Raw genomic sequence first — 21644 nt, 5'->3', positions numbered from 1 at the left:
GGGACGTGTTGTTCATCAAACGGGTTGTTCGGCATCTGTAAGGAGAATTAGTGGAGTTCGACTTTTATGTCACCGAGCTCGGGAACCTGCTGGGCGGCTGGACGGTCGACGTGGTCGGCGCCGAACTGAGTGAGCACAGCCGGTTGCTGTGCGCCAAGGCATCCCGTTCATCACCCTCCATCTCGGACAGGCTCGTCAGAGCGAGTCGGGACGACCGAGATCGCTGGTGCTCGGCGACCGACCGACTGCTGGTGGAGATCCACGCCTTGCAGGAACGTGAGGAAGCCGTCAGCCGCCACCTGCGGGCGCCGTTCCGGGGTGGCCTGAGGTGGCGGATCAAGTACGCACGGCGGAACTGGTCGCTGCGAAAGGGATATGACGCGGCGAGCGCGCGGCTACGGTCGGACTTCCATGCCGCTCTCGCGGCCCACCAGAAGAGCATGGGTGACCTTCCCGGCTACCTGGAGGAGTACGCCATGCGGGAGAAGGAGCGCGAACGACGAGAGGAGGAGCTGGCCAGGAAGAAGCGTGCGGAGGCCATCGATGGCGTGTCCGGCCCGGTGTGGGCCTACGAGATTCGCAAGCACTCAGGCGGACGCCGCAGCTTCTGGATCTATCTGAGGAGTCTGGACGCCGAAGGCGGCAATAGCCATACCGTGCACGAGGTCCACGCCGCGCTGACCGCGGAACGGGCCGAACATCGCTACACCGGAGTGCGTTGGGGGCAGGAGACCGCTCGTGCGCTGGAGGAGAAATACCAAACCGTGGTATCGGGGTGGGCGCGGCTCACCGGCGAAGTGATCATCGCACATCCCCACGACCCGAGTAGTCCGCAGATCTGGTCGAAGTACCACGGCGGGCCCTCGAGCAACTACGGCAGTGGCAGCTTCTGACGCGGCCGGATCGGTCGTCGACGACGACTACGTTGATTCCGCCTCAGAAGCGGGGGAGCTCCAGCAGGTTGTTCTTCCAGATCCCGTCCGCCCGCGTGCGGAGGAACTCGGGGCCGAAGGTCGGCTTGATGATCTCCACCGCCACCCGGTGGATTCCCTCGTCCACGTAGGCCTTCCCGTCGTCGTCCTCGATCCACGCCACGATCGCCGAAACGAAACTCTCGCCGGTTTCGCCGCTGCCTGGGTTGATCCAGCGCAGTTTCGTGATGCTTTCGTGGAACTTCCCACCTTCGAGCCGCGCTGCGATGATCTTGATGGCCATGGTGCTGCCTCCCCGGCTGGGTGCCCTCGAAGCGAAGAGGGGTAATGCTGTACTCGCCACCTGTCCGCACCCCGTTACGCCGTCCGGTCGCCGTGCCTCGAACGTTACGAGTTCGAGCGCCGGCCGTCCGTTCTGAGTCAGATGACGCAGACCGCGCGTGTTCCCGCATGTCACAGTCCTCGCGCCGGCCGGGAACACCAGCCGGAAGAGAGGGGAAACAGACATGTGCGCTGCCCACAAGACATCGGCCGGGTTCCTGGGTGCGGCGGGAATCGCCCTGGCCGCGATGGCATTGGCCGGTTGCGCGCCGGACCCGGCACCGCAGGCCGCCCCGGCGCCCCCGCCGGTGACGACCTCGTCACCCGCCGCGGATTCGGCCGCGACGGTGGCCTGGATGAACGGATTCTGCGGCGCTGTCCGGGATTTCGTCGACGGCAACAACAAGATGCCGTCGACGAGCGGTGAAACCGTCGAGGCCATCAAGAAGAGCACGAGCGACCAGCTCGGGCACTACTCGACCATTCTGTCCAAGACGGTCGATGGTCTCAGCGCCCTGCCCGCCTCGCCGGTTCCGGCGGGGGAGACGGCGAAGCAGGAGTTCCTCGGGAAGTACACCGCGGCGCGCGACAAGACCGTGAAGGCGAAGGCCGACCTGGACGCGTCCGGGAAGAACGACACCGCGGCACAGGGCCGGGCGGTCGAGGGGCTCATCGCCGCCCAGAAGGACACGAACGGCGCGCTCGACCCGGTCGCGGCCATTCTGGGAGCGCCCGAACTGAAGACGGCCGCGGCGACCGCGGAACGCTGCCGTCCGTGAACGCGCTGGGTCTCGTGAGTGGCAAGGACGGTTAGAACCGTCCTTGCCACTCACGAGCTCACTCGTCCGTGAGAATCTTGCGGAGCCGCGTCAAGGCCCGGTGCTGTGCCACCCGCACGGCACCCGCCGTCGATCCGACCACGCCGGCGGTCTCCTCCGCCGAAAGGCCGACGACGATCCGCAACACGACGATCTCCCGCTGCTTGTCCGGCAGGATCCGCAGCAGTTCCCCCATCCGGTCGCTCAATTCGTTGTGCAGCGCGCGTTGTTCGGGGCTCGCGGTATCCGAGACCCCGTCGGGGACTTCGGCGACGGGTTCGGTGCGGTTGCGGGCGGCGGCGCGGCGGGCGTCGGCGACCTTGTGCTGGGCGATGCCGTAGACGAAGGCGAGGAACGGCCGTCCTCGTTCGCGGTAGGTGGGCAGCGCGCGGAGGATCGCCACGCAGACCTCCTGCGCGACGTCGTCCGCCGAGGCGTACGTCCGTTCCTGTCTGCCGATCCGTGCCCGGCAGTACCGGATCACGATCGGGCGGATGGTGGTCAGCAGGTGGTCCAGCGCGCGCTGGTCGCCCTGTCCCGCGGCCGCGACGGGACCGTCGAGGGTGTACCAGTGATCCGGCGTCACCTGCTCGGGCTCCGCCTCCGTCGGGGTGCCCGGCTCCACCAGGGCCAGGTCCCGGATCATCGCGCGGTTCTTGATCCGGGACAGGGTGTCTTCGACGTCGAGCCCCACCCGCAGCGCGTCGACGAAGGCGCCGTTGGCGCTGTCCAGGCGGCCGACGAACCCGGGGTCGTGCTCCTCCAGCCGGCCGCGCGCGTGACGCAGTGTCGCGCTGACGGCCTCGTCCGCGATCCCGAGCACCCCGGCGATCTCCCGGGAGGTGAAGCCGTCCAGTGACCAGGCCATGCCGAGCTGCTGACGTTTCGGCAGCCGCCCCAGCATGGTCAGGACGGAGGACGCCTCGTCGGCGAGGACGGTGAGCTTGTCCTCCCGGCCGGCGTCGGCGAAGGCCCAGTCGGCCCGGACCGCGGTCTGTTCCTTCGCTCGCCGGTGCCCGACGCGACGAACCCATGATTTCGGCTGGTTGATGGTCTGCCAGTCCTCGTAGGCGTTGAGCATCGCCTCCGCCGCCGCGTCCCGCGCCGGGTCGAGCGCGAAGCCCGCCTTGCACAAGAAGCCGGTGAGCAGCGGAAATTCGCTGTGAAAGAACTCGTCGAACTCTTCCTGGCCCATCACCCGCACTCACCGCTCCCAGCCGCCTGACGCGAATGCCCTCACAGCACAGGTGCAGTGAGCGGGCCGCTGAGTGTAACGATTCGGTGAAGGTGATGTTTGCGCCACCTACCGGGGTGGATACCCGGCTTCGAGCGGAAGTCGTTTGACGCGGAAGGGAAAATCGAAGAAAAGGAGGTGATAGGAAAATGGAAACGAGGATGGCCGGTGACCTGAGTGAGGCCGCTTGCCGCGGTGAGGATCCCGAACTGTTCTTCCCGGTCACCGAAACCGGTCCCGGCGCACGGCAGGCGAACAGGGCGAAGGCCGTGTGCGCACGGTGCCCGGTGATTTCGGCCTGCCTGGCCTACGCCTTGGACAACGGACTCGCCCATGGCGTTTTCGGCGGGCTGACCGGTAGCGAGCGGCGCCGCCCGATTCGTGTCGGCAGCGCTGCCTGAATCCACTCGAACGCGCGACTGAATTTCCACCCGTTGTTTTCGCGCGCGAAAAAAGAGGGGCCCGGTTCGGTGAACCGGGCCCCTCTCTCGTGGTGGTCAGGCGACGGCGTCGGCGACCGTCTCCTCGGCCAGCCGCTCGTTTCCCGACTGGGTCTTGAGCGGCTTGTGCTTGAGGAAGGCGACGGCGACGATGACCAGCAGCGCGATCGGCGCGCTGATCAGGAACAACTCGCTGGTCGCTTCCCCGTACGCGTTGCGGACGACGTTCGCGACCGGCTCCGGCAGCGTGGCGATGTTCGGCACCGCGCCGCCTTCACCGCCACCGGGCAGCGGCCCGAGGTCCTCGGTGATCAGCGCGGTGACCCGGTTCGCGAGCACCGCGCCCAGCGCGCTGACCCCGATCGAGCCGCCGAGACTGCGGAAGAACGACAGCGTGGAGGTCGCCGTGCCGAGGTCCTGTGCGTCGACGTCGTTCTGCGCCACCAGGACCAGGTTCTGCATCAGCATGCCGACGCCCACGCCCAGCACCACCATGTAGGCGCCGAGGACGACGAGGTTCGTCTTCGAGTCGAGTGTGCCCAGCAGGGCGAGGCCCGCCGTCATCAAGGCCGAGCCGAGCAGCAGGTGGCTCTTCCACTTGCCGGTCCGGCTGATCAGCTGGCCCGACACCGTGGACGACACGAGGAGGCCGAAGATCATCGGCAGGCTCAACAGCCCGGCCACCGTCGGCGACTTGCCGAGCGACAGCTGGAAGTACTGCGACAGGAACACCGTTCCGCCGAACATCGCGACACCGACGAGGAAGCTCGCGAGGGTGGTCAGGGTGACCGTGCGGTTGCGGAACAGCCCGAGCGGCAGGATCGGCTCGGCCACCTTCGACTCGACGTAGACGGCGAGGGCGAGGATGAGCACGCCCGCGGTCACCAGGCCGGCCGTCCACGCCGAGCCCCACGCGAACTGGTGCCCGGCCAGCGACGACCAGACCAGCAGCGTCGAGACCCCGGCCATGATCAGGAACGCGCCGAGGTAGTCGACCTTCACGTCACGCCGGACCGTCGGCAGGTTCAGGGTGCGCTGCAGCAGCAGGATCGCCGCGATCGCGAACGGCACGCCGAGGAAGAAGCACCAGCGCCAGCCGAGCCACGAGGTGTCCACCATGACGCCGCCGATCAGCGGGCCCGCGATCGTCCCGACCGCGAAGACGGCACCGAAGACGCCCGAGTACTTCCCGAGTTCACGCGGCGAAACGATGGCCGCCATGATCACCTGCGCGAGCGCGGTGAGCCCGCCCGCGCCGATGCCCTGCGCGACCCGGCTGCCGATCAGGAGCTCGATGTTGCCCGCGAACCCGGCGACCAGCGAGCCGACCACGAACAGCCCGAGCGAGAGCTGGATCAGCAGCTTCTTGTTGTACAGGTCGGAAAGCTTGCCCCAGAGCGGAACCGTCGCGGTCATCGCGAGCAGTTCGGTGGTGACCACCCAGGTGTAGGAGGACTGCGAGCCGCCGAGTTCGGAAACGATCCGCGGCAGCGCGTTCGCGACCACCGTCGAGGCGAGGATGGCGACGAACATGCCCATCATCAGCCCCGACATGGCTTCGAGGACCTGTTTGCGGCCCATCGCGCCCGGTGGCGATTCCGGTTCTCGTGATTCGGTCATGGATGTGGACATGGTCGTCCCCCTTCGTGTTCTGAGCTGCCGGGCGCGTCAGCGCGCGCGGCCGCCGGGCTCCGGGAGCCCGGCGAGAAGCATTTCGACGGCTTCGTCCAGCAGTTCGAGCGCGGACACCCGGCCGTCGTGCCGGGACCAGAGGATGAGCACGGCGTTGACGGCGCCGCCGAGTGCGGACAACAGCAACGTCGGATACAGGTCGTCCCGGGGATCCACGCCGGCGCGGCGCGCGATCGCCTCGATGGTCGGCGCGATGGTGTCGTGGTTCATCGCCACCGCGCGCGAATGCAGGGTGGCGTTCTCCTGGATCGCCTTCATCCGGCCGAGCCACTCTTCGCGGTTCTCGTCGATCTGGGCGAAGTCCTCTTTCAGCGCGGCGACGAAAGCGCGCGGGACGCTGACTTCCTTCGGCGCGGCGAGGAACTTTTCGATGACGCGCTGCGAACGTTCGGCGTTGTCCGCGTGCGCGATGACGACAGCGTCCTCTTTGGACGCGAAGTAGTTGAAGAAGGTGCGCGACGAGACCCCCGCCGCCGCGCTGATGTCCTCGACCGTCACCTGGTCCAGGCCGCGTTCGGCGACGAGCCGGACGGCGGTGGTCGCCAGCGCGCGGTGGGTTTCCAGCCGCTTGCGCTCGCGGAGGCCTTTGACGGGTTCGGGCATGAGCACCACGATACGCACAAAGATGCAGATACTGCAAAATTGCAGTTTGTGAACCGTGCCACTGGCCGGCGGCCCCGAACCGCCTGGCAGACTGCGGCGGGTGAGCGGAACGGTGCTGGTACTGGGCGGGCGCAGCGAGATCGGTCTCGCGGTCGCGGAGCGGCTCGCCAAGGGCGGGGCGCGCGAGATCGTGCTGGCCGCACGGCGGAGCGCGGACCTCGGAGCGGAGACCGAACGACTGCTGACCGCGGGGGCGAAGACGGTCGACGTCGTCGAGTTCGACGCTGACGACCTCGCCGGGCACGGCCCTTTCCTGGAGAAGGTCGTCGCGGAGCACGGCCCGCTGGACGTCGTCGTCACCGCTTTCGGGATCCTCGGCGACCAGGCGCGTGCCGAAACCGAAGTCGAGCACGCCGTCGCGATCGTGCACACCGACTATGTGGCTCACGTGAGTGTGCTGACGCATGTGGCCAAAGTGCTTCGTGAGCAAGGAAGCGGAAGCCTCGTGGTGTTCTCGTCGGTCGCCGGGGTGCGGGTCCGGCGAGCGAACTACGTCTACGGTTCGGCCAAGGCGGGCCTCGACGGTTTCGCGAGCGGTCTGGCGGACGCCCTGCACGGCACCGGCGTGCACCTCCTGCTCGTCCGGCCCGGGTTCGTGATCGGCCGGATGACCGAGGGCATGTCCCCGGCGCCGTTCTCGAGCACGCCCGATCAGGTCGCGGACGCGACGGTCGCCGGAATCCGGAAACGCCGGGATACCGTGTGGGTGCCGGGACTGCTGAGGCTGGTGTTCGCGGTGATGCGCGTGGTGCCTCGCGCGATCTGGCGCCGGATGCCCCGTTAGGGAGCGCTGCGCGGTCGGTCCGGTACTCGGTGTCGCGGCCGGTTGTCTGCTTGATCACTTCTGCTGGGCCGAACGGGCTTTAAGACCCGGTTATGACACGTTTCTCAGGTAATTCCCAGCTAACGCGGTGATCCTCGAATGCGGGGGATCATTCACGGAAGCGGGGAGAAGGTCGTGCTGCTCACGTCGCGAGGACGGCGGATCGGCGGCCGCGTCGCACTGGGCCTGGTGTCGACGGCCGTACTGGGGGTCACGGGTTTCGCGTGGTCCCAGTTGAGCCGTTTGGACGAAGGCATCGTCACGGCCGACGTGATCGCGCCCTCCGCTCAGATGCCCGACGGTCCGGCAGGCGAGCCGCTGAAGGTGGCGCAGAACATCCTGCTCGTCGGGATCGACTCCCGGACCGACACCTACGGGAACCCGTTGCCGCAGAACGTGCTCGACACGCTGCACGCCGGAGCCGACGACGACGGCGGCGACACCACCGACACGATGATCGTGGTCCACATCCCGGCGGGCGGCGCCGCGGCCACCGCCATCTCCATTCCGCGCGATTCCTATGTGGACATCGCGGGCGGCTTCGGCAAGCACAAGATCAATTCCGCCTACAGCCGCGGCAAGAACGCCGCGATGAGCTCGCTGCGCGCCCAGGGCCTGAGCGGTCCCCAGCTCGAGGTCAAGGCCAACGAAGCGGGCGCCAAACTCACGATCCAGACGATCGAGCAGTTCACCGGGCTGAGCATCAACCACTACGCCGCCGTCAACCTCGCCGGGTTCTCCGCGCTGAGCGAAGCCATCGGCGGTGTCGAGGTCTGCCTCAAGGAGCCGGTCCAGGACAAGTTCTCGGGGGCTTCGTTCCCGGCGGGGAAGCAGCTGCTTTCCGGGCCGCAGGCGCTCGCTTTCGTGCGGCAGCGGCACGGGCTGCCCAGCGACCTCGACCGCATCGCGCGGCAGCAGGCGTTCCTGTCGAGCATGGCCAAGACCATGCTGGACGCGGGAACGTTCACCGACCCCACCAGGCTGAGCGCCCTGACCGGCGCGATCCAGGGGGCGGTCGTGCTCGACCGCGGCTGGGACGTGCTGAGCTTCGCGCAGCAGTTGCGGGGGATGAGCTCGGGGGCGATCAAGTTCCAGACGATCCCGATCCAGAGCCTTTCCCTGCCGACGCCTTCCGACGGCGACGCGGTGAAGGTGGATCCCGCTCAGGTGAAGGCGTTCGTGAACGCCACGCTGACGTCGACGAACGTCGCCGCGGTGGGGGAGCCGACCGGCGGGATCGGGATCAAGCCGGTGGCGGCCACTTCCTCGGTCGCCGCTCCGCCCTCGTCGTCCACGTCTTCCGCGCCGCCTGCCTCGGCGGGCTGTGTCAACTAAGCGACCAACCCAGCCGACTCGGTACCGGCGCCGTGGCCGCTTGAGGTACGTGATGGCCCCCTTCCTTGCGCCTAGCGCAAGGAAGGGGGCCATCACGTACTTGGGAAAGGCGTGAGGGTCGCGTTTCTTCGGCCGAACTCAGGTAGGAGCCTTCACGCGTGGCCGCTGTGACTGCGGGTGTGGCTGCGGGTGCGGGTGGGGTGAAAGTGGCGGCCGTGGCGATCACGACCGTAGTGAAGGCCTCCATCACTGCGGTCAAGGTAGGCAAGGGGCCCTTCACGGCCCGGACTGGACCCTGGTCGCTCGAAGTACGTGATGGCCCCCTTCCTTGCGCCTAGGTACAGGAAGGGGGCCATCACGTACCTGCGCTCCGCTCGCACCCGGCCCAATCGCCTTCCGCGTTTGTTAGTCCTCTGACCGCGGTTTCGTGCCGAGCGCGAAAGTCCCCAAGATTCTTTTGAACCGCATCCCGCCGCCGTCCGTGTCGATGGCGTAGGGGAGTTCCAGAGAGCCTGGAACCAGGGTGCAGGGGAGAAAGAATCGTGCTCAGCAAAAGAGTTCTGCCGATCGCCGGGCTCGCCGCCGCCGGGGCGTTGTCGCTCGCCGCCTGCGGCACGCAGAACACCGCGCTGCCGACGGCGCCGGTACCGGTCGAGCAGGTCGCCAACGAGTTGTCCTTCCTCGCCGGGACCGCGAAGGCCAACAACGCGCCGCCCAAGACCGGTGACTGGGCAACGGGTTCCGACGGGACGCCCGGGACCGCCGACCAGAACGTCGCCCGCAAATGGGTGCAGCTCAAGGCCGCCAAGGCGGGCGCGCTCGACCCGGTGGTGGTCAACGGCGCGGGCCTGACGTTGTACCGCTTCGACAAGGACACCGCCAAGCCGTCGAAGTCGGCCTGCGACGGCGACTGCGCCAAGGCATGGCCACCGGTGCTCGTCACCTCGGGGAGCAAGGTTTTCCTGGCGGGGATCAGGAAATCCGCCGTCGGCACGGTCAAGCGCGCCGACGGCACCCTGCAGCTGACCGTCGGCGGCTGGCCCGCGTACCGGTTCGCGAAGGACACCAAGCCCGGTGACACGCTCGGTCAGGGTGTCGGCGGGACGTGGTTCGGGCTCGCCCCGAACGGCCAGAAAGCACAGGGCGGGCAGCAGGAAGAGACCACGCCGCCGCAGAAGCCCGCGTCCAGCGCGGTTCTCTTCGACGGCAAGAACTTCAGCGACGACGAGCCGTCGCAGGGGCTCGCGGGCCAGGGCTGCCAGAACGTCGCCCGCCCTGGTGTGACGTCGTCGGTCTCCGCCGCCGGTTCGCTCAAGCTTTGGTCCGAAAAGGACTGCAAGGGCAAGTCGCTCGTCATCGAAGGTGACGTGCGGGATCTCGCGAAGGTGAACTTCGACGACAAGGTCACCTCGATTTTCTCCGGCTGAACCAAACCAGAGACGGGAATGGTGTGATGAAGCGTCGATCCGGTTGGGCGATCGTGGCAAGCCTGTCTCTGTTCCTCACCGGTTGTGCCGCGACGGTAGGGGGAGCGGCACAACCGGTGGACCCCACCCGGGTCGCCGGGCTCGAGATCACCGACGGGCCGAGTGGGCTCAAGCCCGGTGTGCTCGACGCCGCGCTGCCGGTCGACGGTGGCGACGGCGGCGAGATCGACAAGCTCGCGGCCAACGCCGTCGCCGACGTCCAGCGGTATTGGCGCGAGCACCTGCCGGCGGTCTTCAACCGTGACTTCCGGCCACTGGCCACCCTCGCCTCGTACGACTCGGCGGGCCGCGGTCGCGTGATCTGCGGAGCCACGACGGCCGGGCTGGTGAACGCGTTCTACTGCTCCGGGCAGGACATCGTCGCCTGGGATCGCGGGGAACTGCTGCCGATGCTCAACGACTCCATCGGCCCGGCGGCGGTCATGGCGGTGCTCGCCCACGAGATCGGCCACGCGGTCCAGTTCCGGCTGGGCCTTCCGGCGGCGACGCCGTCGATCGTCAAGGAACAGCAAGCCGATTGCTACACCGGCGCGTATCTCCGCTGGGTCGCCGAAGGCAAGTCGCCGATGTTCCAGGTCTCCACCGGCCGCGGGCTCAACGAGGTGCTCACCGCGTTGTTCCAGATCCGCGACTCCGCCGGGGTCGCCTTCGACGACGACGGCGCGCACGGCAACGCCTTCGACCGGGTTTCCGCGTTCCAGTTCGGCTTCACCGACGGGCCCGCCCGCTGCGCGATGATCGACGAGCGGGAGATCGAAGGCCGCAGCACCCAAGGCGGTTTCGGCTCGGCCGCGGCGAACGAGCGGGCGGCGGCGGAGAACGTCCGTCTCGACGACCGCGAGGCGCTGGCCGATCTCACCACCAGCCTGCGGCAGGCCTTCCGGCTCGCGGCCACCCCGCCGACGCTCACCACTGGAGCGGCCTGCGGGGTGACGACGGAGGACGCGCTCGCGTCCTACTGCTCGGAGTCCAACCAGATCAACCTCGACCTCGACGGTCTCGTCCGCATCGGCACCCCGCCGAGGAGGGGACGGCAGGGTGGGATCGGCGACTTCGCCGCGTTCGCCGAGGTCGCGTCGCGCTACACCCTCGCCGTCCAGCAGGAGGGCGGTTTCCGGCTCGACGGGCCGGTGGCCGCGCAGCGCACGGCCTGCCTCACGGGGTTCTGGGCATCGACCATTGTGGACGGTAAACGCGGGTCGCTCACCTTGTCGCCGGGAGACCTCGACGAGGCCGTCGCCGAAATGCTGACGCGGAACAGCCTGATCGCGGCGGACGTCCGGGGCCGGACGCTGCCGGCGGGCTTCGCCAGGGTGGCCGCCTTCCGGGACGGCTTCTCCTCCGGCAGCCAGGAGACCTGCGGCGAGAAGTACCGCTGAACGCGCGTGAAGGCCCCTTCCCTCGGCTCAGCCGAGGGAAGGGGCCTTCACGCGCAAGTGCGGTTTACACGAAGGCGCTTTGGCCGGTGATGGCCTTCCCGACGATCAGCGTGTTCATCTCCCGGGTGCCTTCGAACGAGTAGATCGCCTCGGCGTCGGTGAAGAACCGCATGATGTCGTTGTCCAGCACGATCCCGTTGCCGCCGAAGATCTCGCGGCCCCAGGCGACGACCTCGCGCATCCGCGAGGTCACGAACGCCTTGGCCAGCGACGAGTGCTCGTCCTTGAAGATCCCGGCGTCCTGCAACCGGGCCAGCTGCACGAGCATGCCCCACGACGCGGTGATGTTGCCGAGGCTCTTCACCAGCATGTCCTGCACCATCTGGAACCGGGCGATCGGACGGCCGAACTGCTTGCGCTCCTTGGCGTAGTCCAGCGCGAGTTCGTAGGCGCCGATCATCACGCCCAGCCCCTGCCAGGCAACGCCACCGCGGGTCGCGCGCAGGATCTCCGCGACGTCGCGGAACGAGTCGATGCCCTGCAGCCGGTTGGCCTCCGGCACCCGGACGTCGGTCAGTGTGATCTCCGCGTTCTCCACGATCCGGAACGCGAACTTGTTCTCGATCTTGACCGGGACGAATCCGGGAGAGTCCTTCTCGACCACGAAACCCTTGACGTTGTTGTCGTCCTCATCGCGGGCCCAGACGATGACCAGGTCGGCGAAGGTCGCGTTCCCGATCCACTTCTTGGCACCGTTGAGGATCCAGGTGTCACCCTCGCGCCGCGCCGTGGTGCGCATGCCGCCCGCGACGTCGGAACCGCCGAGCGGTTCGGTCATCGCGAACGCGCCGATCTTGTCCATCGCGGCCATCGACGGGAGCCAGCGGTCGCGCTGCTCCTGGTCGCCACCGGAGTAGATGCTGTACATCGCGAGTCCGTTGTGGACACCGAAGAACGTGGCCACGGAGGGATCCGTGCGGGTCATCTCCATCGCCATCATCCCGCTGAGCAGGTGGCTGGTGGCCGGAAGGTGCTCGCCGTAGCCCTCGTAGGGCAGCCCGGCGAGGCCCTGTTCGCGGAACTTGCCGACGAGCTCGTGCGGGAACTCGCCCTTCGCCCAGTACTCGTTCACGAGCGGCTTGACCTCGGTGCGCATGAAGTCGCGTGCCTTGAGCAGCAGCTTGCGCTCCTCGTCCGGCAGCAGGGCTTCGTAGTCGTAGAAGTCGGCGGTCAGCTGGTCTTCCATCAGTTCTCCTCCTTGCCGGCGTTGTCCAAAGCGGACAGCACCGCGAGCTGCTTGCGGTCGCGCGCCTCGGCGAGTTCCGAGTACGTGGAGGAGCCGTAAGCGGATTCCACGGCTTCGATGAGCCGTTCCTGTTCTTCGGGGCTCTGCGAGGGCTGGCCGAGACCGGCCCACATCTTCTTCATCGACTTGCCGATGTGCTCGGCCATGTGCCGGTAGCCGCCGGGGCCGCCGCCCAGGTGCGAACCGAGGAACGGCCCGACCGTCGACCAGCGGATGCCGAGCGAGTTCGTCATCACCGCGTCCACTTCGGACGGTGACACGACACCCTGTTCCACCAGGTAGATGGCCTCGCGGCTCAGCGCGTTCTGCAGCCGGTTGCCGACGAACCCGGGGATCTCCTTGCGTTCCACCACCGGGGTGCGGCCGACGAACCGGTAGAACTCGACGGCCCGGTCGACCGACTCGGCACCGGTGCGTTCCCCGGGGACGACCTCGACCAGCGGGATGAGGTGCGGCGGGTTGAACGGGTGCCCGATGAGGACCCGGGAAGCGTCGTCCAGGTCGCCCGTGAACGCCGTCGAGGGGATCGCCGAAGACGAGCTCAGCAGCAGCGCGTGCGACGGTGCCTCGCGGACCAGGGTCGCGAACAGGTCCTTCTTGAACTCGACGTTCTCGGGCCCGTTCTCCTGCACGACATCCGCGTTCCGGACGGCTTCGGTGACGTCAGCGGCGAGGTGGACGCGAGGGACGAGGTCCGCGGCGTCCCGGCCGAGATGCGGGGCGAAGTCCGCCAGTGCGCCGGCGACGGCGTCGGCGAGGTCCGGCCGCGGGTCCGAGACCCAGACGTCCAGGTCGTGCGAGGCGAACAACGCCGTCCACGACAGGCCGATGGTCCCCGCGCCGATCACCGCGGCGGTGCGAAAAGTCATGACCGTGCTCCCTTCAGGTAGTCGAAGACCGGCTTGACCGGGGCGAGCGTCAGGTCGGTGAGGATGTGGCTCGCGGAAACGACCTCCAGCACCGGGAGATCCGCCAGCGGCGCCAGGACGTGCTGGAACAGTTGCAGCCGCGCGGGTCCGGTCCACGCCTCCTTGACCACCACGTCGGTGATCTCGGTGCGGACCAGTTCGAAGACCCGGGGCGAACCGTCGTAGTCCGGGATGGTCTTGAGCATGAACGTCGGCACGGTGATCTGCGCTTCGGCCTCGCGGACGTCCAGCCGGTGGTGCTTGTAGCCCATGGTCGCGGTCGCGACGCGCTGGCTGCCGTGGTCGAGTGTCCCGACGAGCGCGCCGTTCTCGGCGAACAGCTTCGGCGAGCCGATCGTCTTCGGGTAGGCGCTGATCTCGCGGCCGGACGCGGTGGCCGGGAAGTTGTCGAGGTACATCGCGTGCAGATACTCGCCGCGTTCGCCCTCGAAGCTCACCGGGATCGCCTGGCCGGACTCGGTGTAGGGCCCGTAGCCGCTGACGTCGCCCATCTTCATCACCTCGAACCGCACCAGCGGCTCGTCGATTTCCAGGGGCTCCGGGACGACGGCGCGCAGGGCGTCGGCGTCGGTGCGGTAGACGATGTTGAGGTACTCGCGGTTGGTGAACCGGGGCACCACCGGCGCGTACGCCGGGTTCGTGAGCGGGGTGGTCACGTGCCGGAGGACTTCTTGCTGCTTCATCTCACTCACCTGTCCACTGCGGAGCGCGGCGCTCGGCGAAGGCCTGCATGCCCTCGCGGACGTCGGCGGACTTCATTAGCGCCGGCATCTCCGAACGCTGGGTGGCAAACGCTTGCGCGTCCGGCACGCCGTCGGCGGCGCGGACGATCTTCTTGACCAGTGCCAGCGCCAGGGGAGCGTTGGCGGCGATCTGCTCGGCGAGTTGCAACGCGACGGCGGCGGCCTCGCCGCTCGGGACGACCCGGTTCGCCAGGCCCAGCCGTCCGGCGCGCTCGGCGCTGATCGGCTCGCCGGTGAGCAGGAACTCCATCGCCAGGTGGTGCGGGATCCGCTTCGGCAGCCGGATCACGCCGCCACCGGCGGCGATCAGCCCGCGCTTCACCTCGGGCAACCCGAACTTCGCGTCTTCGGCGGCGACGATCAGGTCGCAGCCCAGCGCCAGCTCGAACCCGCCGCCCATGGCCCAGCCCTCGACGGCGGCGATCAGCGGCTTCGACAGCTCCGCCTCGGTCAGCCCGCCGAACCCGCGCCCGGGGATCTCGGGCGATTCGCCCTTCAGCGCCGCCTTGAGGTCCATGCCTGCGCTGAACGAGCCGTCCGCGCCGGTCAGGACCCCGGCCCGCAGTGCGGGATCGGATTCCAGCAGGTCGAGTGCTTCGGCGAGCCCGGCCGCGACGGCGGCGTTCACCGCGTTGCGGGCCTGCGGCCGGTCGATCGTGATCAGCAGCGTGCCGCCGACCCGTTCTGTCCTTACTTCTGTGCTGCTCATGGTTCTTTCCTCAGCTGGGTGTGCTCAAAGCGTGGTAGCGAGTTCGCGCAGGACCTCTTCGGTGTCCTGACCCGGCAGGGGAGCCAGGCGCCGGACGGAGCCGGGGGTCGCGGAGAACTTCACCGGGATGCCGATGGTGCGGATCGAGCCCTCGCTCGGGTGCTCGACGACGTCGAGCAGGTGGCCGTCGCGGACGTACTCGTCGTCCTGCGCGTTGTCCAGTTCCAGGACCGGGGCCATCGGGATGCTGTGCTTCGCGCAGACCTCGGTCCACTCTTCGGTGGTCAGCGCCGGGGCGCAGTCGGCGATCAGCTCGGCCAGCGCCTCGTGGTCGGCGCCGTCGATGGCCTCGCCGTTGACGCGCGGGTCCTCGGCCAGTTCCGGCCGTCCGGCGGCGTGGAAGAAGTCGCGGAAGTTCTGCGGGTTGTAGGGGATCACGCAGGCCATGCCGTCCTTGGTGTGCACCGCCTTGTGGCCCGGGTTCATCGACGGGCCGAAGCCGGTCGGGCCCTCCGCGGGTTCGAAGACGTGCCCGGCGAGGTGCTCGACGAGGTTGAACGCGATCAGCGTGTCGGTCATCGGGATCTCGACCCGCTGGCCCTCGCCGGTCTTGTCGCGGTGCACCAGCGCCGCGAGCACGGTGTAGGCGATGGTCAGGGAGGAGACCTTGTCGCCGATGATCGTCGGCAGGTAGACCGGCTTGCCCAGCGCGCGGTTCGCGACGTCGACCAGGCCGGACGACGCCTGCACCGTCTCGTCGTAGGCGGCGTGGCCCGCGCGGTCGGAGTCGCTGCGGAAGCCCTGCGCGTGGGCGTAGACCAGGCGGGGGTTGCGCGCGGCGACGTCGGCGTAGTTCATGCCGAGCCTGCTCAGCGCACCCGGTCGCATGTTGGTGATCAGCACGTCTGCGGTGTCGATGAGCTCGAGTGCCTGCTCGCGCTGCTCCTTGTCCTTGAGGTTGAGGGCGACGCTGCGCTTGTTGCGGTTCACGTTCAGGTTGAGCGGCGTCATGCCCGGCGTCGTGCGGAACTTGCCCACCCGCACGGTGTCGGCGGGGGACTCGATCTTGATCACGTCGGCGCCGAGGTCGCCGAGGATCTGCGCGGCGTACGGTCCCATGACCACCGTCGAGAGGTCGATCACGCGAACGCCGTCCAGTGGTCCGGTGGCGGTCTGAGTCATTTTGCTTCCCTTCGCCGTTGTTCGCTCTACCTTCGAAGTTAGGCGCGAATAGCGGAGAAGGGAATGATCAAGAAACGAAGAATGGTATGACCGCGGTGGTCATACCATTTATGGTGCGGTTGGGTGGTGGGTCGTGAGTGGTAAGTGACGTTCTAACGACACTTACCGCTCACGACCCCCTGTACCGAGGCGGACAGCAAGCAGCACCGGCACTGTGCCGTTGCGTCAGGTCGAAAGCGGCTCGGCGAAGATCTCGCGGACTCCGGCGACGAGTTCGGCGAGGTCGCCGTCCTCCGCGCGGTCCCGCCGCCAGACCAGAGAGGTCTCCAGCTGGGGGCGGAAATCCGCGAACGGCAGGATGGTGGCGCCGTCGACCAGGAACAGGTGCATCGGACTGGCCGGATCGAGCATGGTGATCGAGAATGAAGATCCGTTCGCCACCAATTCCGAGATGCCCGAATATTCGGTTCCGCCGACTTTGAGCCTTTTCTTGATCCCCGCGTTGGACAGTTTACGGTCCATGTCGTCCGAATAGGCCGGAATGCTTTCCGAGGCGGACGCGATGTAGGACAGGTCACTCAATTCGGCGATGTCCACCGTTTCCCGTCCGGCGAACCGATCGGCGGGGACGACGGCGCCGAGCCGCTCGACCTGCACCGGGATGATCTCCAGCGCGGGATCGGTGACCGGCATCCGGACCAGCGACAACGCCAGTTTGCCCTCGTGCACCGCGGCGACCAGATCCGGCGTCGTCCCCGGCCAGCGTTTGAGTTCGAACCGGTCGTGACAGTGCTCTTCGAGCCGTTTGACCCGTTCCCGCAGGGCCGGGTGCACGCCCGCGGGCATCCCGATGAACACGGTGCTCCGGCGCGGCTTCACCGCCTCCTGCAGCCGCCACGGAATCGCGTTGACCTGGTCGAGGACGTCCCGCGCGATCGGCAGCAGCGCGGAACCGGCCGCGGTGAGCGTGACGTGGTGCGTGCTGCGGTCGAACAGCCTGTGGCCGAGTTCGTGTTCGAGATCCTTGATGCGCTGGCTCAGCGGGGAGGCGGCCATGTGCAGCTTCCTGGCCGCCTGGGAGAAGTTCAGCTCCTCGGCGACGGCCACGAAATACCGCAGGTGCAACATCTCCACGTGATCACCCTAACCGGAAGGCGACGGTGAACGCGGCTCCGCCTTCCGGCGCCGGACCGGCGGTCAGGGTCCCGCCCATGCGGGTGACCAGGCCGTGCGCCAGCGCGAGCCCGATCCCCGAACCGACCGGGCGGCTGTCGCGGTAGCGCTTGTTCAGCACCCCGCGCTCGAACGCGACCGGGTAATCCTCCGGCGCGAGGCCGGGCCCGCCGTCGCGCACCGCCAACCGGGCCTGTCCCTCGCCTGCGACCAGGGAAAACACGATCGGCGCGCCCGCCGGGGTCACGCGCAGGGCGTTCTCGGCCAGCCCGTCGACGACCTGGCGGAGCCGTCGCGGATCGGCGACGACCGGGACCTCGCCGGGTGGCCGCTCGACCAGCAGCGTCACGTTCTGCCGGGCGCAGCGCAGCCGCCAGACGTCGGCGCATTCGTCGACGAGCGCGGCGAGGTCGAGCCGCGTGGGGTCGAGAGGGAATTCGTCGGCGCCGAGTCTCGCCAGTTCCAGCAGATCGCTGACCAGGCGTTCCAGCCGTTGCGCCTCCCGGTGAATGGTCTCCCCGGCTCGGCGGGCGTCCTCGCCTTCGGCCACGCCGTCACTGATCGCCTCGGCGAACCCGGTGACGGCGGTCAGCGGCGTCCGCAACTCGTGCGACACCGAAAGCAGGAACTCGCGTTGCCGCGCCTCGCTGTACTGCAGGGCGTCGGCCAGTGCGTTGACCGACTTCGCCACGTCCGCGACCTCGGACGGCCCTTCCACGGGAACCCGCAGGTCACGACGTCCGGAACGCATCCCGTTCGCCACCGACGCGGCCCGGCGCAGCGGACGGGACAGCATCCGGCTCAGCACCAGCCCCGCGATCGCGGCGACCGCCAGCCCGGCGCCGAGCGCGAGCACGGTGTTGCGCACCAGCATCCGCCCGCGGGCTTCGCCGGTCTTCGTCGACTGGACGAGCGCGAACGCCGCCCCTTTCGTGCCGACGGCGCGGACCTCGACGAGGTACTGCTGACCTTCGACGAGCACCGTGCCGGAGCGGGTGAACCCGGCTTTGGCGGCGGCGATCGCCGCCACCGTCCCGTCGCCGTCGAGTGTCCCGTTCGGACGGCGGACGACGACGTCGATCCCTTGTCCCCGAACGACTTCCGCGACCTTGCCCGCGCCGAGTCGATTACCGATCCCGGTCTCGTCGAGCTGGCTCGCGACCACGTCCGCCTGCGCCGAGAGCGACTGCCGGAGCACGTCGGTCCCGGTGGTGCGGATCAGGCGGGCCGCGACCAGCCCGGCCACCACCACCGCGACCGCGGCGATCGCGAGGCACACCACGGTGATCCGCAGCGCGAGCGAGGTCCGCCTCATCCGGCGTCCGCCGCGTACCCGATGCCGCGGACCGTCCTGATCGGACTGTGATCGCCCAGTTTTCCCCGGAGCTGGGCGATGTGGACGTCGACGGTGCGCGTGCCCGCCGACGCCGCGTAACCCCAGACGGAGCTGAGCAACTGCTCGCGGCTGAACACCTGGCCGGGTCGTTTCACCAGATGGGTGAGGAGATCGAACTCGGTCGACGTCAGCGCGATCTCGGTGTCGGCGGCCCAGACGCGGCGCTGGGTGACGTCGACGCGAACGCCGCCCGCCGCGTAGGTCTCGGCGGGCGGCGCGGAACCGGCGGCGCGGCGCAGCACGGTCCGCACCCTGGCCGACAGTTCACGCGGGCTGAACGGTTTCGTCAGGTAGTCGTCCGCGCCGATCTCCAGGCCCAGCAAGCGGTCCAGTTCGTCGTCGCGGGCCGTCACGAACAGCACCGGTGTCCAGTCGCCGTCCGCGCGCAGCGTCCGGCAGATCTCGATACCGTCCATTCCGGACAGTCCGATGTCGAGCACGATCGCGACCGGGCGCAGCCGCCGGATCGTGGCCAGCGCCGCGCCGCCGTCCGCTTCGACCAGCACGCCGAACCCGTCCCGCTTCAGGTAGAGCGAGGCGAGTTCGGCGATCGCGGGGTCGTCCTCGACGACCAGCACCAGCCCGCGTCCCGGTTGTGTCGTCACCGGCAGATCCTGTCACGGGGCCGGGTCGCCGGCCATGTCCTGCTCGATCGAGTCGAGGGTGCGCTGGACGTCGCTCAGCTCACCCGGCGCCGGCGCCGGACTCGACGCCTTGGTGTCGTCGCAGGCGGCGGTGCCGAACAGCGCGAGCGCGGTGAGACTCGCGGCCAGGAGGCGTTTCACTTGCCCGCCTTGCAATGCGCGCCCGCGAACGTGTCGAGCTTCTGCTTCGCCGCGGTGAGTTCGGGCAGGCGTCCGCTTCGTTTGTCGGCCCGCTTCTGGAGCCTGTCGGCGGTGTCGTTGTGGTTCTTCTTGCGCTGGTCTTCGGCCCTGGCCTTGAGGTTCGCGACGGAACCGCGGATCTCGGGGCCGCCGTTGATGCGGTCGGTGAGCTTCGTGGTGCGCTCGGTGAGCTTGGGCAGCCACTCGGCGCACAACTGCTGGGACTCTTCGGGGCTGAGCGTGATCGGGGTCTGCGCCGAGGCGGCCGGGGCGAGGGCGATGAGGCCGGCCGCGGTCAGGCAGGCGGCGATGGTCTGTTTCAGCATGCGAAGAGCCTCGCGCGGCCGGATACGAGGAATGTGGGGGTGATGTTCGGGTTTTGTAAGCGATACTCGGACGATGGGGCTGAAGACTTTGACCGCCACTGTGGTGGCGATGCTGCTGGCCACCGCCGCACCGGCGACCGCCGCGCCACCCGCGTTCGTCCTCCGTGACGGCGTCAGTGCACCGGTGTTCTCCTACGAGAAGGCCATCCGCGAGACGGCCTGGGTGGAGACCGGACAGGACCTCGACCGCGACGGACAGATCGACCGGGTCGCCGCCGACATCGTCCGGCCGTCGGAACCCGCTGGCCGTATTCCGGTGATCATGGACGTCAGCCCGTACTTCGAGAAGATCGGGCGCGGCAACGAGCGTCAGCCGAAGACCTATCTCCCCGACGGCACGCCGTCGCAGTTCCCGCTCTTCTACGACAACTACTTCGTCCCGCGTGGGTACGCGGTCGTGCTGGTCGACGTCGGGGGCACCAACCGTTCGTCCGGGTGTTTCGACGACGTCGCCTCCGGCAACGCGGTCGTGAACTGGCTGAACGGCCGCGCGAGCGCGTTCCGGACGCCGTTCGGGCCGGAGCGGGTCCGCGCGGGCTGGGCGAACGGGTCGGTCGGCGCGATCGGGAAGTCGCAGGACGGGGCGACGGCGATCGGGATGGCGGCGTCCGGCATCGACGGGCTGAAGACCATCGTGCCGATCGCGGGGGTCAGTTCGTACTACGAGGTCCACAACTCGCACGGCGCGTACTTCGGCTGGGCGGGCGGGCCGGGTCTGTACAACCCACGTGCCGAGAAGCTGTGCCAGCCGTTCGAGGACGAGAACGCGAGACGCGCGGGGACGGACGGGAACTTCAACGAGTACTGGCGCGGGCTCGACTACGTCGCGAAGACCGGCAAGGTGCGCGCAAGCGTTTTCGCGTCGATGGGCTTCCACGATCTCAACGTCAACCCGATCCAGTTCGGGCCCTGGTGGGAGGCGCTGAACGCGTACGGCGTGCCGCGCAAGGCGTGGCTGCACCAGGCGGCGCACGTCGACCCGTTCGACCTCGACCGGTCGCTGTTCGTGAAGACCCTGCACCGCTGGTTCGACCGGTGGCTGCTCGGCGTCCGCAACGGCGTCGAAACCGAACCGGCGATCCGGATCGAACACACCCCGGACCGCTGGACGGACGAACGCCGCTGGCCTCCTGCGTCGCGTTCGCACATCCTGTGGCCTTCTGCGGAGGGCGGGCTGGGGAAGCGTCCTGCCGCCGGTGCGGCTTCGCTGACCGACGACCCGGCGCGCGGCGCGTCCCAGTGGGTGGAGAACCCGTCGCAGGCCAGGCCTGAGCGCCTGGTCTTCGCGGGTGAGCCGGTGCGCGCGGACACACGGATCGCCGGGACCGCCACGGTGACGGTGACCGCGCGTTCGGACAAACCGAGCGCGCGGCTCGGCGCGGTGCTGGTCGACTACGGGCCCGCGACCGTGCGGAACACGAAATTCCCCGCGCTGGGCATCGAGAACCTGACGACCCGTTCCTGCTGGGGTGCGGGCACCGCCGCCGATACCGGGTGCTTCCTCGACACCGTCGCGGATCCGGTCGCGGTGGACAAACGGATCGTGGCGACCGGCTGGGCGGACCTCGGGCATCATCGGTCGCTGTGGCGGGGCGAGCCTTTGGTGCCGGGGAAGGCGTACACGATGACGTTCCGGCTGAGCAGCCTCGACCACGTCGTCCCGGCCGGGCACCGGCTGGCGCTCGTCCTCGGCGGGACCGACGCGGACATGTTCGATCCGGCGCTGCCCGCGCCCGGTGCCCGGGTGACGTTCGTCCTGGGCGGGACCTCGCTTTCGGTGCCGGTCGTGAACCGCGTTTAGTCCTCTGGTTGCGGTCGTTCGCCCTCGAACTACCGCGCGAACGGACACGCCTCGAGCCACGTGCGACCGCT

General features: G+C 68.6%; 22 protein-coding genes. 8 read left to right on the top strand and 14 right to left on the bottom strand.

Features of this window, described 5'->3' with window-relative positions:
* Positions 1-50 precede the first annotated feature (50 nt).
* The gene (locus tag ACLJPX_RS26105) at positions 51-893 is read left to right on the top strand and encodes a hypothetical protein (RefSeq protein ID WP_410602486.1); all 843 of its coding nucleotides are present in this window, start codon (positions 51-53) and stop codon (positions 891-893) included.
* 43 nt (positions 894-936) lie between these two features.
* Here the strand turns inward: ACLJPX_RS26105 and ACLJPX_RS26100 are convergent, their stop codons facing one another.
* Complete coding sequence (locus ACLJPX_RS26100; protein ID WP_101606250.1) at positions 937-1215, bottom strand: DUF3892 domain-containing protein; 279 nt, start codon at positions 1213-1215, stop codon at positions 937-939.
* Between the two features lie 223 nt (positions 1216-1438).
* On the opposite strand from ACLJPX_RS26100, the gene ACLJPX_RS26095 reads away from it, so the two are divergent.
* Positions 1439-2032: a hypothetical protein gene (locus tag ACLJPX_RS26095; RefSeq protein ID WP_410602484.1), complete on the top strand. Its 594-nt coding sequence runs from the start codon at positions 1439-1441 to the stop codon at positions 2030-2032.
* A 58-nt stretch (positions 2033-2090) separates the two neighbouring features.
* Here the strand turns inward: ACLJPX_RS26095 and shbA are convergent, their stop codons facing one another.
* Positions 2091-3266, bottom strand: coding sequence for an RNA polymerase sigma factor ShbA (gene shbA, locus ACLJPX_RS26090; protein ID WP_410602599.1), 1176 nt, complete (start codon positions 3264-3266; stop codon positions 2091-2093).
* Positions 3267-3454: 188 nt separating this feature from the next.
* On the opposite strand from shbA, the gene ACLJPX_RS26085 reads away from it, so the two are divergent.
* Complete coding sequence (locus ACLJPX_RS26085; RefSeq protein ID WP_101606252.1) at positions 3455-3706, top strand: WhiB family transcriptional regulator; 252 nt, start codon at positions 3455-3457, stop codon at positions 3704-3706.
* Positions 3707-3802: 96 nt separating this feature from the next.
* Here ACLJPX_RS26085 and ACLJPX_RS26080 read toward each other — a convergent pair whose 3' ends face one another.
* Positions 3803-5377 (bottom strand): MDR family MFS transporter, encoded by a 1575-nt coding sequence (locus ACLJPX_RS26080; protein ID WP_410602482.1) that lies wholly within the window; start codon positions 5375-5377, stop codon positions 3803-3805.
* A gap of 36 nt (positions 5378-5413) precedes the next feature.
* Positions 5414-6040, bottom strand: coding sequence for a TetR/AcrR family transcriptional regulator (locus tag ACLJPX_RS26075; protein ID WP_410602480.1), 627 nt, complete (start codon positions 6038-6040; stop codon positions 5414-5416).
* Between the two features lie 100 nt (positions 6041-6140).
* Here ACLJPX_RS26075 and ACLJPX_RS26070 point away from each other — a divergent pair, with 100 nt between their 5' ends.
* The 4 genes from ACLJPX_RS26070 to ACLJPX_RS26055 all read left to right on the top strand — a co-directional run bounded on the left by ACLJPX_RS26070 (position 6141) and on the right by ACLJPX_RS26055 (position 11124).
* Positions 6141-6884, top strand: a complete 744-nt coding sequence (locus ACLJPX_RS26070; RefSeq protein ID WP_410602478.1) for an SDR family NAD(P)-dependent oxidoreductase — start codon at positions 6141-6143, stop codon at positions 6882-6884.
* Positions 6885-7058: 174 nt separating this feature from the next.
* Positions 7059-8258, top strand: a complete 1200-nt coding sequence (locus tag ACLJPX_RS26065; protein ID WP_410602597.1) for an LCP family protein — start codon at positions 7059-7061, stop codon at positions 8256-8258.
* 542 nt (positions 8259-8800) lie between these two features.
* Complete coding sequence (locus tag ACLJPX_RS26060; protein WP_410602476.1) at positions 8801-9685, top strand: hypothetical protein; 885 nt, start codon at positions 8801-8803, stop codon at positions 9683-9685.
* A gap of 116 nt (positions 9686-9801) precedes the next feature.
* A complete protein-coding gene (locus ACLJPX_RS26055) occupies positions 9802-11124 on the top strand; it encodes a neutral zinc metallopeptidase (protein ID WP_410602474.1) in 1323 nt (440 codons plus the stop codon).
* A gap of 64 nt (positions 11125-11188) precedes the next feature.
* Here the strand turns inward: ACLJPX_RS26055 and ACLJPX_RS26050 are convergent, their stop codons facing one another.
* The 10 genes from ACLJPX_RS26050 to ACLJPX_RS26005 form a co-directional block, all read right to left on the bottom strand.
* Positions 11189-12370 carry an acyl-CoA dehydrogenase family protein gene (locus tag ACLJPX_RS26050; RefSeq protein ID WP_410602472.1) on the bottom strand — a complete coding sequence of 394 codons (1182 nt, stop codon included), beginning with the start codon at positions 12368-12370 and terminating at the stop codon, positions 11189-11191.
* Positions 12370-13299: a 3-hydroxyacyl-CoA dehydrogenase NAD-binding domain-containing protein gene (locus ACLJPX_RS26045; RefSeq protein ID WP_410602470.1), complete on the bottom strand. Its 930-nt coding sequence runs from the start codon at positions 13297-13299 to the stop codon at positions 12370-12372. Before ACLJPX_RS26045 ends, ACLJPX_RS26050 begins: the two co-directional genes overlap by 1 nt.
* Entirely contained in the window at positions 13296-14042 is a 747-nt protein-coding gene (locus tag ACLJPX_RS26040; protein ID WP_410602468.1) for an acetoacetate decarboxylase, read from the bottom strand. Before ACLJPX_RS26040 ends, ACLJPX_RS26045 begins: the two co-directional genes overlap by 4 nt.
* Position 14043: 1 nt before the next feature.
* Complete coding sequence (locus tag ACLJPX_RS26035) at positions 14044-14811, bottom strand: crotonase/enoyl-CoA hydratase family protein (protein ID WP_101606261.1); 768 nt, start codon at positions 14809-14811, stop codon at positions 14044-14046.
* Positions 14812-14835: 24 nt separating this feature from the next.
* The gene (locus tag ACLJPX_RS26030; protein WP_410602466.1) at positions 14836-15993 is read right to left on the bottom strand and encodes a CaiB/BaiF CoA transferase family protein; all 1158 of its coding nucleotides are present in this window, start codon (positions 15991-15993) and stop codon (positions 14836-14838) included.
* A gap of 225 nt (positions 15994-16218) precedes the next feature.
* Complete coding sequence (locus ACLJPX_RS26025; RefSeq protein ID WP_410602464.1) at positions 16219-17127, bottom strand: LysR family transcriptional regulator; 909 nt, start codon at positions 17125-17127, stop codon at positions 16219-16221.
* A 4-nt stretch (positions 17128-17131) separates the two neighbouring features.
* Positions 17132-18481: a sensor histidine kinase gene (locus tag ACLJPX_RS26020; RefSeq protein WP_410602462.1), complete on the bottom strand. Its 1350-nt coding sequence runs from the start codon at positions 18479-18481 to the stop codon at positions 17132-17134.
* Positions 18478-19167 carry a response regulator gene (locus ACLJPX_RS26015; RefSeq protein ID WP_410602460.1) on the bottom strand — a complete coding sequence of 230 codons (690 nt, stop codon included), beginning with the start codon at positions 19165-19167 and terminating at the stop codon, positions 18478-18480. Before ACLJPX_RS26015 ends, ACLJPX_RS26020 begins: the two co-directional genes overlap by 4 nt.
* A gap of 12 nt (positions 19168-19179) precedes the next feature.
* Positions 19180-19347, bottom strand: a complete 168-nt coding sequence (locus tag ACLJPX_RS26010) for a hypothetical protein (RefSeq protein ID WP_410602458.1) — start codon at positions 19345-19347, stop codon at positions 19180-19182.
* On the bottom strand, positions 19344-19712 hold the full coding sequence (locus ACLJPX_RS26005; protein WP_410602456.1) for a hypothetical protein: 369 nt from the start codon (positions 19710-19712) through the stop codon (positions 19344-19346). Before ACLJPX_RS26005 ends, ACLJPX_RS26010 begins: the two co-directional genes overlap by 4 nt.
* Positions 19713-19785: 73 nt before the next feature.
* Here ACLJPX_RS26005 and ACLJPX_RS26000 point away from each other — a divergent pair, with 73 nt between their 5' ends.
* A complete protein-coding gene (locus tag ACLJPX_RS26000) occupies positions 19786-21573 on the top strand; it encodes a CocE/NonD family hydrolase (protein WP_410602453.1) in 1788 nt (595 codons plus the stop codon).
* Positions 21574-21644 lie beyond the last annotated feature (71 nt).

The sequence above is a fragment of the Amycolatopsis sp. lyj-90 genome, assembly GCF_046549035.1.
Taxonomy (GTDB): domain Bacteria; phylum Actinomycetota; class Actinomycetes; order Mycobacteriales; family Pseudonocardiaceae; genus Amycolatopsis.
The sequence above is the reverse complement of the archived record's forward strand: the minus strand, read 5'-3'. Positions and strand labels throughout refer to the sequence as shown.

Bases quoted from the DNA above. Each gene is read 5' to 3' on its own strand.
- ACLJPX_RS26095 (WP_410602484.1), top strand. From the start codon at position 1,439: ATGTGCGCTGCCCACAAGACATCGGCCGGGTTCCTGGGTGCGGCGGGA.
- ACLJPX_RS26075 (WP_410602480.1), bottom strand. From the start codon at position 6,040: ATGCCCGAACCCGTCAAAGGCCTCCGCGAGCGCAAGCGGCTGGAAACC.
- ACLJPX_RS26045 (WP_410602470.1), bottom strand. From the start codon at position 13,299: ATGACTTTTCGCACCGCCGCGGTGATCGGCGCGGGGACCATCGGCCTG.
- ACLJPX_RS26035 (WP_101606261.1), bottom strand. From the start codon at position 14,811: ATGAGCAGCACAGAAGTAAGGACAGAACGGGTCGGCGGCACGCTGCTG.
- ACLJPX_RS26020 (WP_410602462.1), bottom strand. From the start codon at position 18,481: ATGAGGCGGACCTCGCTCGCGCTGCGGATCACCGTGGTGTGCCTCGCG.
- shbA (WP_410602599.1), bottom strand. From the start codon at position 3,266: ATGGGCCAGGAAGAGTTCGACGAGTTCTTTCACAGCGAATTTCCGCTG.
- ACLJPX_RS26080 (WP_410602482.1), bottom strand. From the start codon at position 5,377: ATGTCCACATCCATGACCGAATCACGAGAACCGGAATCGCCACCGGGC.
- ACLJPX_RS26050 (WP_410602472.1), bottom strand. From the start codon at position 12,370: ATGGAAGACCAGCTGACCGCCGACTTCTACGACTACGAAGCCCTGCTG.
- ACLJPX_RS26085 (WP_101606252.1), top strand. From the start codon at position 3,455: ATGGAAACGAGGATGGCCGGTGACCTGAGTGAGGCCGCTTGCCGCGGT.
- ACLJPX_RS26030 (WP_410602466.1), bottom strand. From the start codon at position 15,993: ATGACTCAGACCGCCACCGGACCACTGGACGGCGTTCGCGTGATCGAC.
- ACLJPX_RS26005 (WP_410602456.1), bottom strand. From the start codon at position 19,712: ATGCTGAAACAGACCATCGCCGCCTGCCTGACCGCGGCCGGCCTCATC.
- ACLJPX_RS26100 (WP_101606250.1), bottom strand. From the start codon at position 1,215: ATGGCCATCAAGATCATCGCAGCGCGGCTCGAAGGTGGGAAGTTCCAC.
- ACLJPX_RS26040 (WP_410602468.1), bottom strand. From the start codon at position 14,042: ATGAAGCAGCAAGAAGTCCTCCGGCACGTGACCACCCCGCTCACGAAC.
- ACLJPX_RS26000 (WP_410602453.1), top strand. From the start codon at position 19,786: ATGGGGCTGAAGACTTTGACCGCCACTGTGGTGGCGATGCTGCTGGCC.